General features: G+C 65.0%; 13 protein-coding genes. 5 read left to right on the plus strand and 8 right to left on the minus strand.

Features of this window, described 5'->3' with window-relative positions:
* Positions 1-223: 223 nt before the first annotated feature.
* From ACZ5V4_RS09350 to ACZ5V4_RS09380, 7 genes are all read right to left on the minus strand, one after another.
* A complete protein-coding gene (locus ACZ5V4_RS09350) occupies positions 224-1,561 on the minus strand; it encodes a glutamine synthetase family protein (protein ID WP_464314582.1) in 1,338 nt (445 codons plus the stop codon).
* A gap of 193 nt (positions 1,562-1,754) precedes the next feature.
* The gene (locus ACZ5V4_RS09355; RefSeq protein ID WP_464314583.1) at positions 1,755-2,837 is read right to left on the minus strand and encodes an ADP-ribosylglycohydrolase family protein; all 1,083 of its coding nucleotides are present in this window, start codon (positions 2,835-2,837) and stop codon (positions 1,755-1,757) included.
* A gap of 11 nt (positions 2,838-2,848) precedes the next feature.
* Positions 2,849-3,628, minus strand: a complete 780-nt coding sequence (locus ACZ5V4_RS09360; RefSeq protein ID WP_464314584.1) for a DODA-type extradiol aromatic ring-opening family dioxygenase — start codon at positions 3,626-3,628, stop codon at positions 2,849-2,851.
* Positions 3,629-4,361: 733 nt separating this feature from the next.
* The gene (gene hisG / locus ACZ5V4_RS09365) at positions 4,362-5,240 is read right to left on the minus strand and encodes an ATP phosphoribosyltransferase (RefSeq protein ID WP_464314585.1); all 879 of its coding nucleotides are present in this window, start codon (positions 5,238-5,240) and stop codon (positions 4,362-4,364) included.
* A 121-nt stretch (positions 5,241-5,361) separates the two neighbouring features.
* Positions 5,362-6,273: a GTPase Era gene (gene era, locus ACZ5V4_RS09370; protein WP_464314586.1), complete on the minus strand. Its 912-nt coding sequence runs from the start codon at positions 6,271-6,273 to the stop codon at positions 5,362-5,364.
* 35 nt (positions 6,274-6,308) lie between these two features.
* Positions 6,309-6,761 (minus strand): P-loop NTPase family protein, encoded by a 453-nt coding sequence (locus ACZ5V4_RS09375; RefSeq protein WP_464314587.1) that lies wholly within the window; start codon positions 6,759-6,761, stop codon positions 6,309-6,311.
* A gap of 56 nt (positions 6,762-6,817) precedes the next feature.
* Positions 6,818-7,828 (minus strand): AAA family ATPase, encoded by a 1,011-nt coding sequence (locus ACZ5V4_RS09380; protein WP_464314588.1) that lies wholly within the window; start codon positions 7,826-7,828, stop codon positions 6,818-6,820.
* A 144-nt stretch (positions 7,829-7,972) separates the two neighbouring features.
* Between ACZ5V4_RS09380 and topA the strand changes: the two genes are divergently transcribed.
* Together topA and ACZ5V4_RS09390 are read left to right on the plus strand one after the other, a co-directional pair.
* Complete coding sequence (gene topA, locus ACZ5V4_RS09385) at positions 7,973-10,222, plus strand: type I DNA topoisomerase (protein WP_464314589.1); 2,250 nt, start codon at positions 7,973-7,975, stop codon at positions 10,220-10,222.
* A 78-nt stretch (positions 10,223-10,300) separates the two neighbouring features.
* Complete coding sequence (locus ACZ5V4_RS09390; RefSeq protein WP_464314590.1) at positions 10,301-11,785, plus strand: hypothetical protein; 1,485 nt, start codon at positions 10,301-10,303, stop codon at positions 11,783-11,785.
* On the opposite strand, the gene ACZ5V4_RS09395 is transcribed toward ACZ5V4_RS09390, so the two are convergent.
* Positions 11,782-13,536: an ABC transporter ATP-binding protein gene (locus ACZ5V4_RS09395; protein ID WP_464314591.1), complete on the minus strand. Its 1,755-nt coding sequence runs from the start codon at positions 13,534-13,536 to the stop codon at positions 11,782-11,784. The genes ACZ5V4_RS09390 and ACZ5V4_RS09395 overlap by 4 nt on opposite strands.
* Positions 13,537-13,600: 64 nt before the next feature.
* Between ACZ5V4_RS09395 and ACZ5V4_RS09400 the strand changes: the two genes are divergently transcribed.
* The 3 genes from ACZ5V4_RS09400 to ACZ5V4_RS09410 all read left to right on the plus strand — a co-directional run bounded on the left by ACZ5V4_RS09400 (position 13,601) and on the right by ACZ5V4_RS09410 (position 15,202).
* On the plus strand, positions 13,601-13,837 hold the full coding sequence (locus ACZ5V4_RS09400; protein WP_464314592.1) for a rubredoxin: 237 nt from the start codon (positions 13,601-13,603) through the stop codon (positions 13,835-13,837).
* Between the two features lie 69 nt (positions 13,838-13,906).
* A complete protein-coding gene (locus tag ACZ5V4_RS09405) occupies positions 13,907-14,611 on the plus strand; it encodes a YggS family pyridoxal phosphate-dependent enzyme (protein WP_464317824.1) in 705 nt (234 codons plus the stop codon).
* Between the two features lie 15 nt (positions 14,612-14,626).
* Complete coding sequence (locus ACZ5V4_RS09410; protein WP_464314593.1) at positions 14,627-15,202, plus strand: flagellar basal body-associated FliL family protein; 576 nt, start codon at positions 14,627-14,629, stop codon at positions 15,200-15,202.
* Positions 15,203-15,206: the final 4 nt, after the last annotated feature.

The following is a 15,206-nucleotide window of genomic DNA, read 5'->3' on the forward strand; positions in this document are numbered from 1 at the left end:
GGGCAGTGCCTCCCCCCAGACCCCGGCAATAGCTTCGCGTCGATCACCGGTTGCATGAAAAGAGGCCGGCCTTCCGGCTGAAAGCGAGCTTCCAGCCGGAAGGCCGGCCATATTTCAGGGCAGGGGGTGAAACCCGCGAAGCTATAACGGGTCCAGGGAACGAAGTTCCCTGGCGGGAGAGGTCCGGAGAGGGCGGCTCCCTCTCCGGTTCGTCTTGTTCTTGTTACAGCACCGGCAGGTACTTTTCGATCTCGTACTCGGTGATCTGCATGCGGTAGCGGTCCCACTCGTCGTACTTGTACTCCACCAGGGCGTTGTGCAAGTGGTCGCCCAGGACTTCCCTCATGAGCGTGGACTTCTCCAGGTTCAGCACGGCCTCGTGCAGGCTGCCGGGCAGCGAGGAGATGCCGTGCTTCTTCATGTCGCGCTCGCTCATGTGGAAGATGTTGTCCTCCACGGGCTTGGCCAGCTTGTAGCCGTCCTGGATGCCCTTGAGGCCAGCGCCCAGCATCACGGCGAAGGCCAGGTAGGGGTTGGCCGCCGGGTCGGGCGAGCGCAGCTCGATGCGGGTGGCGGCCTCCTTGCCGGGCTTGTACATGGGCACGCGAATCAGCGCCGAGCGGTTGCGCTGCGCCCAGGCGATGTACACCGGGGCCTCGTAGCCTGGCACCAGGCGCTTGTAGGAGTTCACCCACTGGTTGGTGACCAGGGTGAACTCGGGCGCGTGCTTGAGCAGCCCCGCGATGTAGGCCTGGGCGTCCGTGGAGAGGTGGTTGGGCGACGAGGCGTCGTAGAAGGCGTTTTTCGAACCCTTGAACAGCGACTGGTGCACGTGCATGCCCGAGCCGTTCTCGCCGAACAGCGGCTTGGGCATGAACGAGGCGTAGCAGCCGTGCTTGCGGGCCACTTCCTTCACCACCACGCGGTAGGTGATGGCCGTGTCGGCCATGGCCAGGGCCTCGTTGTAGCGCAGGTCGATCTCGTGCTGGGACGGGGCCACCTCGTGGTGCGAGTACTCCACGCCGATGCCCATGGACTCCAGGGCGAAGATGATGTCGCGGCGCACATCGTTGGCCAGGTCCAAGGGCGGTGCGTCGAAGTAGCCGCCCCTGTCCAGGATGCGCGGCTCGGAGTTGTTGGCGAAGAGGAAGAACTCCAGCTCCGGGCCCACGTAGAAGGTGTAGCCAAGGTCGGCGGCCTTGCGCAGCATGCGCTTGAGCACGTAGCGCGAGTCGGCCGCGAAGGGGGTGCCGTCGGGGTTGCGCACGTCGCAGAACAGGCGCGCCACGGGGCGGTCGCTGGGGCGCCAGGCCACCAGCTGGAAGGTGGTGGGGTCGGGGAAGGCCACCATGTCGGATTCGTGGATCTTGGTGAACCCGGTGATGGAGGAGCCGTCAAAGCCCATTCCCTCGTCGAAGGCGGCCTCCAGCTCGCGCGGGGCGATCTGGAAGCTCTTGAGCATGCCCAGGATGTCGATGAACCAGAACTGGACGAAGGAGACGTTGTAGTCCTTCACTGCCTTGAGCACGTCGTCAGCGTTCTTGCACTTGAACACCGCCATGGTTGTCCTCCATGTAAGGTCGAATGTTTCGCTTGGCGGAATCAGGTAATCAGTTTGGGAGTGTAACAGCAAACGGGAGGATGCTTCAAGGCGAAAAGGCGGATTTCGTTGACAAAAATGTAACTAGGCCAGTTGGGCTATCCGCTCGATTTAACGCGAGATGCGAAGGAGGGGGGCGGCGCAGGAACCCCCTCTACTCCCCCGTGGCTTGGCGCGCCAGCGTGCCGGCCAGTTCAAGCAGCTCGCCGCGCCTCTCGAGGCCGTCGAGGAAGCGGGCCGGGATGCCCGAGAGCCCGGTCTGCGCGCCGGTGAGCGCGCCAGTGAGGATGGTCCTGGCCTGGTTCTGGCCGCCGCCGTTGACCGAGTGGAGCACCGCCGACTCGAAGTCGCCGCTGAAGCGGGCCGCCAGGTAGTAGGCGGCCGGGAGCTGGTGGTAGATGGCGCAGGGCATGCCGTAGACCAGCGACACCTTCCAGGCCGGTTCGATGCGGATGTCCGGGTCGAGCGCGGCCCGCGCCATGTAGGAGGGCGAGAGCAGGGCGTCGGGCGAGGCGAAGCGCCCGGCGCGCGGCGGGTCCGGGTCGCCGGGGCGCGGCGGCTGCAGGTCGTCCCTGGTCACGGCGTGGAAGGGCAGCGAGCCTTCGTGCACCATGTGCATGAGCCTGCCCGAGAGCGCCCCGTCCAGCCGGTGTCCGCGCACCAGCATGGCCAGCACGGCGCACCAGGCCACGGTGAGCGAGGCCACCAGGTCGTCGCCCTGGGTCAGCGCGGTGTTGCGGGCCACGTGCCGGGCCAGCCCCGGCATGTCCAGGGCGTAGCGCACGGCGATGGCCAGGGCGCGCTCGATGGCCTCGGTGGTGTCGGCGTGCCCCCCGGTGGCGTCCCAGCCGAGCCCCAGCTCCACGCGCCTGCGCCACGCCTCGCGGATGGACTGGCTGGTGTAGTTGCCGGGGCCGCTCACGGGGGTGCCGTCGAGTTGGGGAAAGAGGTCCTGGTCCAGGCGGCGGCAGAAGTCCTCCTGGTCATAGCCGCCGCGCTCGGCCAGCGAGCGCGCGGTCAACTCCAGGATGAACCCGGCCTGGGACTGCTGGCCCGCCTTGAGCCCGTGGTGGTAGCGCCCGGGCCTGGGGTCGGTGTAGCCGGTTATCCAGGGGCCGTAGTCGCGGCGCAGCTCGTCCAGGTCGTAGTACCAGTGCGGGCCGAGGCCCAGGGCGTCGCCGATGAAGGCGCCCATGAGCGCCCCGGCGGCGCGGTCGCGGATGGCGTCTGTTTTCATGGATCTGCTCCCTAATTGTCCCAGCGGAAGGCCGCCATGGAGAGCACCCCGTAGGAGAACGCTTCATGGACGAGGCTGGCCCTGCCGCCCATGCCCAAGGGGGCCAGGAGCGGCAGGAAATGTTCCGGGGTGGGGTGGTTGCGCGACGGGTGGGGCGCGTATTCGAGATACCCGGCCACCTCCCGGCTTCGGCCGCCGAGCACGGCCCCCTTGAGCCAGGAGTCGAACGAAACGGCGTATTCCGGAGGGTTGGAGCCCCCCGCGTCGAAGCGCGCCTCGGCCAGGTTGTGCGTGGCGCCGCCGCTGCCGATGACCAGCACGCCTTCCCGCGCCAATGGGGCGAGGGCCTGCCCTGCGGCCAGGTGGCGGGAGGCGTGCATGCCCGGCTGCACCGAGAGCTGCACCACCGGGATGTCCGCCCCGGGGTACATGAGCCCGAGCGGGACCCACGCCCCGTGGTCGAGCCCCCGAGAGGCGTCCGCCCCCGCCTCGATGCCCGCGAGGTCGAGGAGCTCCAGCACGCGCCCGGCCAGCGCGGCCGAGCCCGGGGCCGGGTAGCGGACGCGGTAGAGCTCCTCCGGGAAGCCGTAAAAGTCGTGGATGGTGGAGGGCGACGTCGAGAGGGTCACCATGGGCATGCGGGTGTTCCAGTGCGCGGACACGCACACTATGGCGTCCGGTCTGGGGAGGCTGCCGCCGAGCCCGGCGAGGAAGCCGTGGGTGGGGCCGGGCTCCAGAAACAGCGTGGGGGCTCCGTGAGAGACGAACAGGGATGGGATCGCAGGTGTCATGGAGTCGTCCGTGAAGCGTTTTGCCGCCCCCCGCCGGGAGGAGGCCCGCTTCCCTTCCTGTCCGGGAAGCAGGCGACGACCATACCACGAATCACGGCTGATGCAACGGGCGCCCCGCCGGAGCCTGCCGGAAGGCTGAAATAGAAGCCCCCCTCCCGCGAGCGGAGGGGGGCCGAAAGGGCCAGCGCATGATGCGCATGCCAGAAGCTTTTTGGTTATTTTACCGGTTTGCCCTCGTCCAGTGCCTTTCCGAATAACCTTCGGGGGCGGTTTGCTGTCCCGCCGACCTTGCCGGGTCCGGCTGTGCGCCGTTCTTCCGGTGGCCTTTTTCCCGTTTCATCCGGGGCAGTCGTCGCCCCGTTTGAAGGTTGGTTGCCCGGTTGACTGAATCCTGTGCCTGCCGATACCGGGCCGGGCGGTCCGGCGTGTCTGTCCGCCGGCATCATGGGGTGCGGCCCTTTTGTCCGCTGTCCCACGGGGGTGTTCTCCGCCCGGCTCACCGTGGCCTTTCGGCCGGCGGCGGATGCGGTTCTGTGCGATCCCTCCTTCTTCGGGTTGGGTCCTGTCCGCTGTCCGTCCGCTCGTAAAATACAAGGTAACCACGCTCTCCCCGCGCGCAAGGGGTCGCGAGGCAAATTTTTAACGATTTTTCCGCCGCGCAAAAAAGGCGAGGCCCCGGGAGCGCTTGGCGCTCCAGGGGCCTCGAAAAAACACGGCCTGCGGCGTTTCGCCGTTACACGACCTTGTTCAGCGAATACTCGATGATCCCCTCGGCCCCGGCTTCCTTGAGCTTGGGGATCAGGTCGCGCACCACGGCCTCGCCCACCACGATCTCCACCGAGAGCCAGTCGGAGTCGAGCAGGTTGGCCACGGTGGGCGAGGTGAGGCTGGGCAGCTCCGCCAGCACGCGCTCCTTGGCCGAGCCGGGCACGTTCATCTTGAGCCCCACCAGCTTCTCGGCCTTGAGCGCGCCCTGGAGCAGCATGATCATGTTCTCGATCTTGCGGCGCTTCCAGGGGTCTTCCCAGGCGGCCTTGTTGGCGATGAACTGGGTGTTGGTCACCAGCACCTCGGCGATGATGCGCAGGCCGTGGGCCTTGATGGTGGTGCCCGTCTCGGTGACCTCCACGATGGCGTCGGCAAGGCCCTCGACCACCTTGGCCTCGGTGGCGCCCCAGGAGAACTCCACGTCCACCTTGACCCCGGCCTGCTCGAAGTAGCGCTTGGTGTAGCCCACCAGCTCGGTGGCGATGCGCTTGCCGTTCAGGTCCTCGGGGCGCCTGAAGGGGGAATCCCCGGCCACGGCCAGCACCCAGCGCGCCGGGCGCGAGCTGACCTTGGAGTAGATCAGGTCCGTGACCACCACCACGTCGGACTGGTTCTCGAGGATCCAGTCCTTGCCGGTGAGCCCGCAGTCCAGCAGGCCGGACTCCACGTAGCGGCTCATCTCCTGGGCGCGGCACATGGAGCAGGTGATCTCGTCGTCGTCGATCTCAGGGAAGTAGTTGCGGTGATGCTCCTTGATCTTCCAGCCGGATTTCTCGAACAGCTTGATCGTGGCTTCCTGCAAAGACCCCTTGGGTATCCCCAGCTTGAGCTTGGGCGTGGACATCGACGGCCTCCTATGTGGTCCGCTGAATGCGGGATATGTCAAAATCGGTGGACGGGCTTGGTAGCGCGGTTTCACACGCTTGGCAAGCGACGGTCCGGTGACGGGAACGGCTCGGCTTCGTTCAGGATCCGTGCTCCTCGCCGAGCTCGTTCAGGAAGAACTCGTCCTCGGTCCAGTCCTCGCGCACCTTGACGAAGAGCTCAAGGTGCACCGGCCCCCCGGTGAGCTCCATCAGGTCCATGCGCGCCTTGGTGCCCACGTCCTTGAGCACCTTGCCGCCCTTGCCGATGACCATGCCCTTGTGGCGGTCCCGCGAGACGTAGATCACGGCGTTCACGCGCGCGCCCTTGTCCGTCTCCTCCCAGTGCTCGATGACCACGGCCGTGTTGTAGGGCAGCTCCTGGGTCAGGGCCAGGAAGAGCTTCTCGCGGATGATCTCCGCTGCCAAAAAGCGCATGGGCGCGGTGGAGAGCTGGTCCTCGGGGTAGAGCGCGCTTCCCTCGGGCAGGTATTTGGCCATCACCTGGGTCAGGGCGTCCAGATTGCGGGACTTGGCCGCGGACACGGGCACGATCTCGGCCCCGGGCCAGGCCTCGCCGAGGCGCGCCATCACGGGCAGCATGGCCCTCTGGTCGGGCAGGGCGTCGATCTTGTTCAGCGCCACGATCACGGGCAGCCCGGCGCGCTCCACGGGCCGCGAGAGCAGCTGGATGTCCTTCTCCAGGATGCCGGGCTTTTTCGAGTAGAACTGGCTGTCCAGCACGATGACGATGGCCTGGGCCTGGGCCAGCGCGTGCCAGGCCGCTTCCACCAGACGGCTGTTCAGGCGCGAGCCGCGCGGGATGTGCACGCCGGGCGTGTCGATGAGCACGATCTGGGCGTCGCCGGTGTTGAGAATACCCGCGAGCTGGTTGCGCGTGGTCTGGGGCTTGGGGCTGACGATTGCCAGCTTCTGGCCCAGAAGTGCGTTCAAAAGCGTGGACTTGCCCGCGTTGGGCGGTCCGATCAGGGCCACTTGGCCGAAGCGGTGCATATTTCTCCTGGGGAAAGGGTGACTTGGCAGATCGACTAGGCGACAACGCCCAAGTGTCGGGCCATATCCTCGTTAATTACATATTGGCACTTTGCATTAATATTGAAGGCTGTAAAATACGAGGCAAGCCTCCTTGACAGAAGCCTACTCACATCCTCCAACCACTCTTTTTCGTGTGTCTTAATTACTACTATGAAAATAATTTTTATTTCCGACACATCCATGTCAAGCATTACACTTGGCAAACTATGGTGCGCATCATTCCTTTCTACATTCATGCCCACAACAAACAAAATGCTGCTTATTATTTTTTCGACTAGCTTATTTAAATACTTATCTGCATCTCCCCCAGAGTCCATCCGTGGCCCTGATCTTTTTGCCTCCACAAACCGAAGCTCTTTCTTGCCCTCATCAAAATATACAAACTCTACAGAGCGAGGCGTAGATTTTTTAAAAACATCTTTAACAGCAGCCTCGATGTCAAACATCGGATGCTTGCTACACGGGCTAAAATCCATTTCAGAGTGAACAAGGCATCCAGCACTCATTTTAGCGCCACCTCGACTTCTTGCTCATAAAGTGATACAGACTCATCCACTATAGAATTGTCTGGCATTCCTTCTCGAAGATCGTGATCAGTCCATTCATTGCTACAATACGACCTCACTGGAATCGAAATGCCATGCTTGAGTGCGAGAACCAATAATTTTTTGATCACAAAATAGGAATGGCTCGCGACAAAGAACTGAATCCCGCTCAAAGACAGCTGATGTATGATATCAAGCAATTGCGTTAGCGCAGCTGGATGCAACGCGGACTCTGGCTCATCTATGAAAACAATCGAACTCGGCGTGATGTATCTATTTCCGAGAAGTGTATCCAGTATCGCGATCTTCCTAACTCCTTCTGCAGTCGTGCCCATCGAGTACTTAAAACGTTTTTCTTTGAAGTACCACCGGCTTTCTCCATGTTCATAATACACCCGCCCTCCAAGCAAAGACTCCAATTTCTTTCTGGAATTTGAGAACTCTTTAAAATTCTTTCCAATTTGCGGCTTAATTTCAAGCGCCCTCACCAGGTCTAGATAGGTATCATCAAACCCAAAAACACTATCTTGCTCTCTTGATTTTTTAATAATATGATGAATTGAAAGAACCTCCTTGGCTGGAAGAAAAATTGAATTTGAATTCCTCCGCACATCCTGGGGAATCATGGCGCGTATGTTCTTTGCCGCTTCTTTCCCGAATTCATACTTCACCGAGCAGCCATCCACAACAAGGTCGAGCGACAAATTACCAACAGCCTTGTTTACAATGTCTCCAATCTTATCTTGTTGGAATGTCCAATACAACCTGTCACTCAGTATTTCACTAAATCCCCGCCTTTCATCGCCACGGCCAACCTCTTCAATAGCCTTAACAGTACAGTACAATGCCTTAAGAAAAAAGCTCTTTCCAGACCCATTCGGTCCAATAATGAGGTTAATCCCACTAAGGTTTTCCCAAATTAATTCCCTGATAGGCCCAAAACTCGACATTTTGACCTTTGTTATCATGATTGCACCCCGTTGTGAGCGTGTCAGCGCTCTTTGGAGAGAAAGAAATCTCTGAAATAATAAGGTGATCACACCGTTCCGGTCAAGGATTGCCTTACCCAACCCCTTGCCTAACCGGTTGACGATGGCTATAGCCGCCCTGTCATGGCGAAAGACCTTATTATTGTCGAGTCCCCGGCCAAGGTAAAGACCATCAAGAAGTTCCTCGGTGACAAATATTACGTCGAGGCTTCGGTGGGCCACGTGCGCGACCTGCCCCAGAAGAAGCTGGGCGTGGACGAGGCCAACGGCTTCGAGCCCCAGTACGGCGTAATCCCGGGGAAGCAGAAGGTCGTGGACCAGCTGACCAAGGCCGCCTCCAAGGCAGGCACCGTCTACCTCGCGCCCGACCCGGACCGCGAGGGCGAGGCCATTGCCTGGCACATAGCCGAGATCCTCAAGGACACCAACCCGAACATCGGGCGCATCCAGTTCAACGAGATCACGGCCAAGGCCGTGCGCGAGGCGCTCGAGCACCCGCGCGAGATCAACGGCAAGCTCTTCGAGTCCCAGCAGGCCAGGCGCATCCTGGACAGGCTGGTGGGCTACAAGATTTCCCCGCTTCTGTGGCGCAAGGTGCGCAAGGGCATCAGCGCCGGGCGCGTGCAGTCCGTGGCGCTCAAGATGGTGGTGGACCGCGAGAAGGAGCGCCTGGCCTTCAAGCCGGAGGAGTACTGGCTCTTCCGCGCCCGCCTGGAGGCCAAGACGCCACCGCCCTTCGAGGCGGAGCTCGCCAAGCTCAACGGCAAGAAGGCCCACATCGGCAGCGCCGAGGCGGCCCAGGCCCTGGCCGACGAGCTCACGGGCAAGGCCTTCACGGTGGCCGCCGTGGCCGAGAAGGAGCGCAAGAAGACCCCTCCCCCGCCCTTCATCACCTCCACGCTCCAGCAGGCCGCCAACCAGCGCCTGGGCTACCCGGCCAAGAAGACCATGGGCGCGGCCCAGAAGCTCTACGAGGGCGTGGACCTGGGCGACCGGGGCACGGCCGCGCTCATCACCTACATGCGTACCGACTCCACGCGCATCGCCGACGAGGCCCGCGACGCGGCCAAGGCCTACATCGTGGAGCAGCTCGGCCAAGATTTCTATCCCGAGAAGGCCCGCGTCTTCAAGGCCAAGGCCGGGGCCCAGGACGCGCACGAAGCCATCCGCCCCATCGACGTGAACGTCACCCCCAAGGACGTGGCCGGGCTTCTGCCCAAGGACCAGTTCATGGTCTACAAGCTCATCTGGGAGCGCTTCGTGGCCTCCCAGATGGCCGCCGCCCGCTTCTGGGACACGGCCGCCGAGATCGAGTGCGGGCGCGCGCTCTTCAAGGCCAAGGGCGAGCGCCTGCTCTTCCCGGGCTTTCTCAAGGTCTACGGCCAGGACGCCGAGGAGGAGAGCGAATCCGCCAAGAAGGCCCTGCCGCCGCTGGAAAAAGGCCAGGAGCTCAAGCTCCAGGAGATCCGCAAGGAGCAGAAGTTCACCCAGCCGCCCCCGCGCTACACCGAAGCCTCCCTCGTGCGCGAACTCGAGGAGAAGGGCATCGGGCGGCCCTCCACCTACGCGGCCATCATCTCCACCCTGCTGGACCGCGACTACGCCCGCCTGGAGGAGAAGCACTTCGCCCCCACGGAGCTCGGCGTCACCGTGTCCGACCAGCTCTCCGAGCACTTCCAGACCATCATGGACGTGGGCTTCACCGCCGGGATGGAGGAAGCCCTCGACCAGGTGGCCGACGGCCGCAAGGACTGGCACGCCCTGCTGGCCGACTTCGCGGGCGGGTTCAACCAGGCCCTGGAAAAGGCCTCCAAGGAGATGGAGAAGCAGGTCATCGACTCCGGCCTGGCCTGCCCCAAGTGCGGCAAGCCCATGCTCGTGAAGTTCGGGCGCACCGGCGAATTCCTGGCCTGCTCGGGCTACCCCGAGTGCAAGTCCACCTCGAACTTCACCCGCGACGCGGACGGCAAGTACCAGTTCGCGGAAAAGCCCGCCGAGGCCCCGCCCGAGGTGGTGGGCGTCTGCCCCCAGTGCGGCAAGGACCTGCACCTCAAGAAGGCGCGCACGGGCAGCCGGTTCATCGCCTGCTCGGGCTACCCCAAGTGCAAGTTCACCCGGCCCTTCTCCACGGGCGTGAAATGCCCGCGCGAGGGCTGCGACGGCGAACTGGTGGAGAAGAGTTCGCGCTACGGCAAGCTCTTCTACTCCTGTTCCAAGTACCCGCAGTGCGACATGGCCGTGTGGGACTGGCCCGTGGAGGAGAAGTGCCCCGAGTGCGACTCTCCCCTCCTGGTGAGGAAGCAGTCCAAGCGCTACGGCGAGCACCTGGCCTGCCCGGTGAAGACCTGCAAGTACAGGAAGATCCAGCAGTAGACGGCAGGTAACTCAAGGCGCGGTCCTTTGCGTTCCGGGGACTTCTGTCCGCAATGTCCGGTCCCGCCCGGAGGCAGGATGGCATCGAACTCCCCCCGATGGCGCTGGCTGCCCTCTCTGCTGCTCGCGGGGCTCACGCTCGCGTGGCTCCTGGCCGACCAGCGCGGCGGCGGCTGGCCGTGCGCGGCGGACTACTGGGAGCACCTGGCCGTGGTCAACGAGCTTGCCGCCCACCCCGCCGCTCCCGGGCATCACCTCCTGGCCGTCGACGCGTCCCACCCCTTCTTCAGCCCGTTCCACCTGGCCCTGGCCGGGGTCACGAACGCCCTGGGCGCCCCTGCTGAAACGGTCCTGCGCCTGGCTGGGGCCTTCAATTTCATTCTTTTCGCCGGGGCCTTCCTGCTCGCGCTCACCCGCCTGTACCCCGGGGGCAACGCCTTCTTCCCCACCCTCGCGCTTTTCTTCGTCCTGTTCGCGTGGCCGCCGGGCAAGCTCGTCTGGAGCGGGTTCCTCAACGTCCACGCGCTCAGGCTGACCTCCCCCTACCCATCGCTGTTCGCGGCGGCCCTGGGATTTTTCTGCCTGGCCTCGAACCCGGCCGACGGGCGGCCCGGGGCCGTGGCGCTCATCCTGAAGGCGGTGCTCTGGGCGCTGATGCTCCTCCTGCACCCGACCACCTTCGTGATCTTCGCCATCGCCGATTTCTGCCTGCTCTTCGCCGGCCCCGCGCGGCCTTTTTCCACCTTCCCCGGCCGCCTGGCGCGCTATGCGCTCCCGCTCGCGGCGGCCGTGCCCCTGGCCATGGTTTGGCCCTACTACCCGGTCCTGGGCCTGCTCAAGCCCATGACCAACGCCTTCAACACGGACAGCGCGGTCTTCGCGGCCCTTCCCGTGGCGGCGGCCGTCGCGGCCTTGTCCGCGGCCGCCCTGCTCGGGCTCAAAAGGTCCCGTGGGCTCGCGCGGTCGCTCGTTTCGTGCGTGGTCCTGGCCGCGGGCGTCTACTTCGCGGCCGTGGCCGTGGGGCAGTACGGCCAGGCGCGCGTGCTCATCCTGATCGTCCTGGCCGTCCAACTGCTGGCCGCATATTTCGCTTCCCTGCTCGTGGCGGGCATGTCCTGGAAGGGGAGGCTTTGCGCCGGGGCCGCCATGGCCGTGATCGCGGCGTACGCGTGCGGGGCGGCCGGAAGCTACGCGCGGGAGATCGCGGCGGATTGCGACAAGGACCTCTACAGGTGCCCGACCCAGGCCGCGAAGGGCAGGCCCACGGCGCTGACGCCCAGGAAGGAGGCGCTTTTCGCAGCCGCCCAGGGGTTCGCCGTGGTGGCGTCCCCGCACCCGGTGTACTGGGTCGCGGACCATGACGGCAGGGTCGATTTCGTCGAACGCTTCTACAAAAAAGGCCTCACGCCCCGGGAGCTTCAAGACGGGCTCGCCCGCTACAACGTCGGATACGTCGCCCTGAAGAACAAGGACCTCCCCCTGCTGGCCGCCCTGGCCCCCTACGACGTGCTCTGCCGCACCGGCGAATCCTCGTTCGTGGCGCTGCGCCCCGCGCCGCGCTAGCCGTCCTTCACGGCCTGCCTGCCCTCCCCGCTCTGCACGGCCCACAGCCCGGCGTAAACGCCGCCAAGGGCCAGGAGCTCCTCGTGGCGGCCGCGCTCCACCACAACGCCCTCCACCAGCACGATGATCTCGTCCGCCAGGCGCACCGTGGAGAGCCTGTGCGCCACGGCCAGGGTCATGCGCCCGGCGCGCATGGCGTGCAGGTTGTGCTGGATCACGCCTTCGGTGCGCGTGTCCACGGCCGAGGTGGCCTCGTCCAGCACCAGGATGTCCGGGTTCCTGAGCACGGCCCGGGCCAGCGACACCCGCTGGCGCTGCCCGCCAGAGAGCTTCACCCCGCCCTCTCCGATGGCGGTGTCGAAGCCCTGGGGCAGCTCGCGGATGAATTCGAGCGCCCCGGCCACGCGCGCGGCCTCCTCCACCATGGCGTCCGTCGCCTCGGGCGTGCCCAGGCGGATGTTCTCCGCCACGCTGCCCGCGAACAGGAAGGCCTCCTGCGAAACATACCCCATGCGCCGCCTGAAGCTCTCGAGTGTGTACGCCGAGACGTCCTTGCCGTTCAGCAGCACCTGCCCGCCCTCGGGCTCCAGGTGCCTGAGCATGAGCTTCACCAGCGTGGACTTGCCCGCGCCCGTGGGCCCCACCACGCCGAGCACCTTGCCGCGCTCGAGCCGGAAGCCCACGCCCCTGAGCACGGGCTCGCGGTCCGGGTAGGAGAAGCGCACGTCCCTGAATTCGAGCGTTTCCGGGGCCTCTTCCAGGCGCGCGGCCCCGGGCCGGTCCGCGATGGCGGGCGTGAGCGACAGGACGCCCCAGATGCGCGCGGCCGAGGCCTCGGAACGCTGGAACTGGTTGATGAGCATCCCGAAGACGAAGAGCGGCAGGATGAGGCGCATGGCCAGTAGGATGAACGTGGCGTAGTCGCCGAGCGTGGGGCCGTTTCCCGAAAGCGTCAGCCAGCCGCCGCCCGCGATCAGGAGGGCGAAGGCCATGCCCGCCACGGCGTAGAGCACCGGGATGAAGCGCGCCCTGGCCGCCACCGCTCCGAGGGCCTCGTCGCGGTAGCGGGCGGACTGGGCCTCCACGCGCGAGGCCTGGTCCTCCTCGGCGGTGAAGGCCTGGATCACGCCCATGCCGCGCAGGTTGTTGCCGATGATCGCGGCCACCTGGCCCACGGCCTTCCTGGCCTCGCGGTAGCGCGGCCTGATGCGCGTGGAAAAGGTGCGCACGGCCGCGATGGCCACGGGCATGGGGATGAGCAGGAGAAGCGCGAGCCGCCAGTCCATCCAGAAGAGCACGGCGAAGGTGCCCGCGAAGGTGATCACCAGCCTGATGGACGAGGTGGTGGCGTCGGCCAGGAAGTTCTCCAGGTTGTCCACGTCCGAGGAGACCACGTTCAACAGGTCCCCGGACTGGCGCTCCTCGAAGAAGTGCATATCCTGTCGCTGAAGGTGGCGGTAGAGCGCGCCGCGCAGGTCGTGGCGCACGTGCTGGGCCAGCGAGTCCAGGCAGTAGTCGCTCACGGACTGGAACGCGGCCAGGGCCACGAAGGAGGCCAGCACGGCCGCGCCGTAGAGGACCAGCTCCGAGGCCCCCGGGGCGAGCCCGGACTTGGCCGCCGTGATGGCGTCCACGGCCTTGCCCACGATGACCATGGGCACCAGGTCGCAGGCGCGGGCGGCCGCGTTGGTGGCCAGCCCGGCGAAGAAACGCCCCCGGTACGGGGCGAGGAACGGCAGCAGTTTGGGCAATGCCCAGCTTGAGGCGGCGCGCATCGGTCTGCTATAGCAGACCCCCTCTGGGAGGAAAACAGCCATGAAGAAGGACGTTCTCGTGATCGCGGCCGTGGAGGCCGGGCGCACGCACGCGGCGGACGCCGAAGTGCAGTGGGTGCGCTATCTGTGCCTGGCCTGCGGCTACACCTACGACCCGCGCCGGGGCGACTCCAAGGGCGGCGTGGCCCCGGGCACGCCGGGCGACAAGCTCCCGCCCGAGTGGCGTTGCCCGAACTGCGGCAAGGACCAGAACCATTTCGCCAGGCGCGACGACTGAACCCCGCCCTCCGGCGCGGCGCGGGCGGTTATCGTTTTCCATCCGCGCCGATTGTGTTACCCCGTGCCCATGATCGACGCGACGAGCCCGAAAGAGCGCCTGGAGCGCGTGCGCGCCCGCATTTCGGCCGCCTGCCGCAGGGCCGGGCGCGACCCGGCCTCCGTGACCCTGGTGGCCGTGTCCAAGACCCACCCGGCGAACGCGGTTTCCGCCCTGGCCCGGGCCGGGCAGGCGCTCTTCGGCGAGTCCTACGTGCAAGAGGCCCTGCCCAAGATGGACGAGTTGGAGGGCGAAAAGCTCCGCTGGCACTTCATCGGCAGGCTGCAAAAGAACAAGGTCAAGTACGTCGCGGGGCGCTTCGAACTGATCCACTCGGTTGATTCGCTTGAGCTGGCCCGCATGTTGCATAAAAAATCGGTCGAGAAAGGCGTGATCCAGCCCGTGCTCCTGCAGGTCAACCTGGCCTGCGAGGAAGCCAAGGCCGGATGCGGCCTGGACGAGGCCCTGCCCCTGGCCGAGGCCATGGCGGCGCTGCCCGGGCTCGAACCGAGGGGGCTCATGCTCATGCCCCCCTGGGACGAGAACCCCGAGGCGGGCAGGCCGCTCTTCGCCCGGGCGAGGAAGCTGCGCGAGGAGCTTTCCGCGCGCTTGGGCCTCGCGATGCCCGAGCTTTCCATGGGCATGTCCCACGACCTGGAGCAGGCCGTGGAGGAAGGCGCGACCCTGGTTCGCGTCGGGACGGACCTTTTCGGCCCCAGAGAGGCCCCAGAATAAGCGAGGAGCCGGTCAATGGCCAAGAAGATCGAGGAAGAAGGCGCTGAAGGCGCCCCGAAGAAAAAGAAAAGCAAGCTCTTGCTGATCATCATCCTCCTGGTGATCCTGGGCGCGCTGGGCGGCGGCGGATACTACGCCTGGATCAAGTTCTTCAAGCCGCCCCCGGCCGAGGAGACCAGCGAGCAGGCTCCGGCCGAAGGCGCGAAGAAGCCCGAGGAGAAGAAGGACGCCAAGAAGGAAGAGAAGAAAGAAGAAAAAAAGGATGAGAAGAAGAAGGACGACAAGAACAAGCCCGTCACTTCCATCCAGGGCATCGTGACCAACCTGGCCGACTCCGGCGGCAAGCGCTACGTGCGCCTCTCCGTGGAGTTCGACTTCAAGGACGAACACGTGGCCGCCGAATTCACCGAGAAATACCAGGCCAGGGTCAAGGACGCCATCCTGACGCTCCTGTGGTCCAAGACCAGCGAGGACCTCTCCAGCGTGGACGGCATGCTGGCCTTCCGCACCGAACTCCAGAACCGGGTGAACCAGATCATGGGGCCGGGCTCCGTGCGCCAGGTGTTCATCACGGACAGGGTCATCCAGTAGGGGC

The organism is Fundidesulfovibrio sp. YSD1 (genome assembly GCF_055397115.1).

Excerpts from the sequence above, each read along its gene's own strand:
- ACZ5V4_RS09360 (WP_464314584.1), bottom strand. The coding sequence starts at position 3,628 with ATGACACCTGCGATCCCATCCCTGTTCGTCTCTCACGGAGCCCCCACG.
- ACZ5V4_RS09405 (WP_464317824.1), top strand. The coding sequence starts at position 13,907 with ATGATCGACGCGACGAGCCCGAAAGAGCGCCTGGAGCGCGTGCGCGCC.
- ACZ5V4_RS09350 (WP_464314582.1), bottom strand. The coding sequence starts at position 1,561 with ATGGCGGTGTTCAAGTGCAAGAACGCTGACGACGTGCTCAAGGCAGTG.
- ACZ5V4_RS09390 (WP_464314590.1), top strand. The coding sequence starts at position 10,301 with ATGGCATCGAACTCCCCCCGATGGCGCTGGCTGCCCTCTCTGCTGCTC.
- ACZ5V4_RS09410 (WP_464314593.1), top strand. The coding sequence starts at position 14,627 with ATGGCCAAGAAGATCGAGGAAGAAGGCGCTGAAGGCGCCCCGAAGAAA.
- era (WP_464314586.1), bottom strand. The coding sequence starts at position 6,273 with ATGCACCGCTTCGGCCAAGTGGCCCTGATCGGACCGCCCAACGCGGGC.
- ACZ5V4_RS09375 (WP_464314587.1), bottom strand. The coding sequence starts at position 6,761 with ATGTTTGACATCGAGGCTGCTGTTAAAGATGTTTTTAAAAAATCTACG.
- hisG (WP_464314585.1), bottom strand. The coding sequence starts at position 5,240 with ATGTCCACGCCCAAGCTCAAGCTGGGGATACCCAAGGGGTCTTTGCAG.
- ACZ5V4_RS09355 (WP_464314583.1), bottom strand. The coding sequence starts at position 2,837 with ATGAAAACAGACGCCATCCGCGACCGCGCCGCCGGGGCGCTCATGGGC.
- ACZ5V4_RS09380 (WP_464314588.1), bottom strand. The coding sequence starts at position 7,828 with ATGATAACAAAGGTCAAAATGTCGAGTTTTGGGCCTATCAGGGAATTA.
- topA (WP_464314589.1), top strand. The coding sequence starts at position 7,973 with ATGGCGAAAGACCTTATTATTGTCGAGTCCCCGGCCAAGGTAAAGACC.
- ACZ5V4_RS09400 (WP_464314592.1), top strand. The coding sequence starts at position 13,601 with ATGAAGAAGGACGTTCTCGTGATCGCGGCCGTGGAGGCCGGGCGCACG.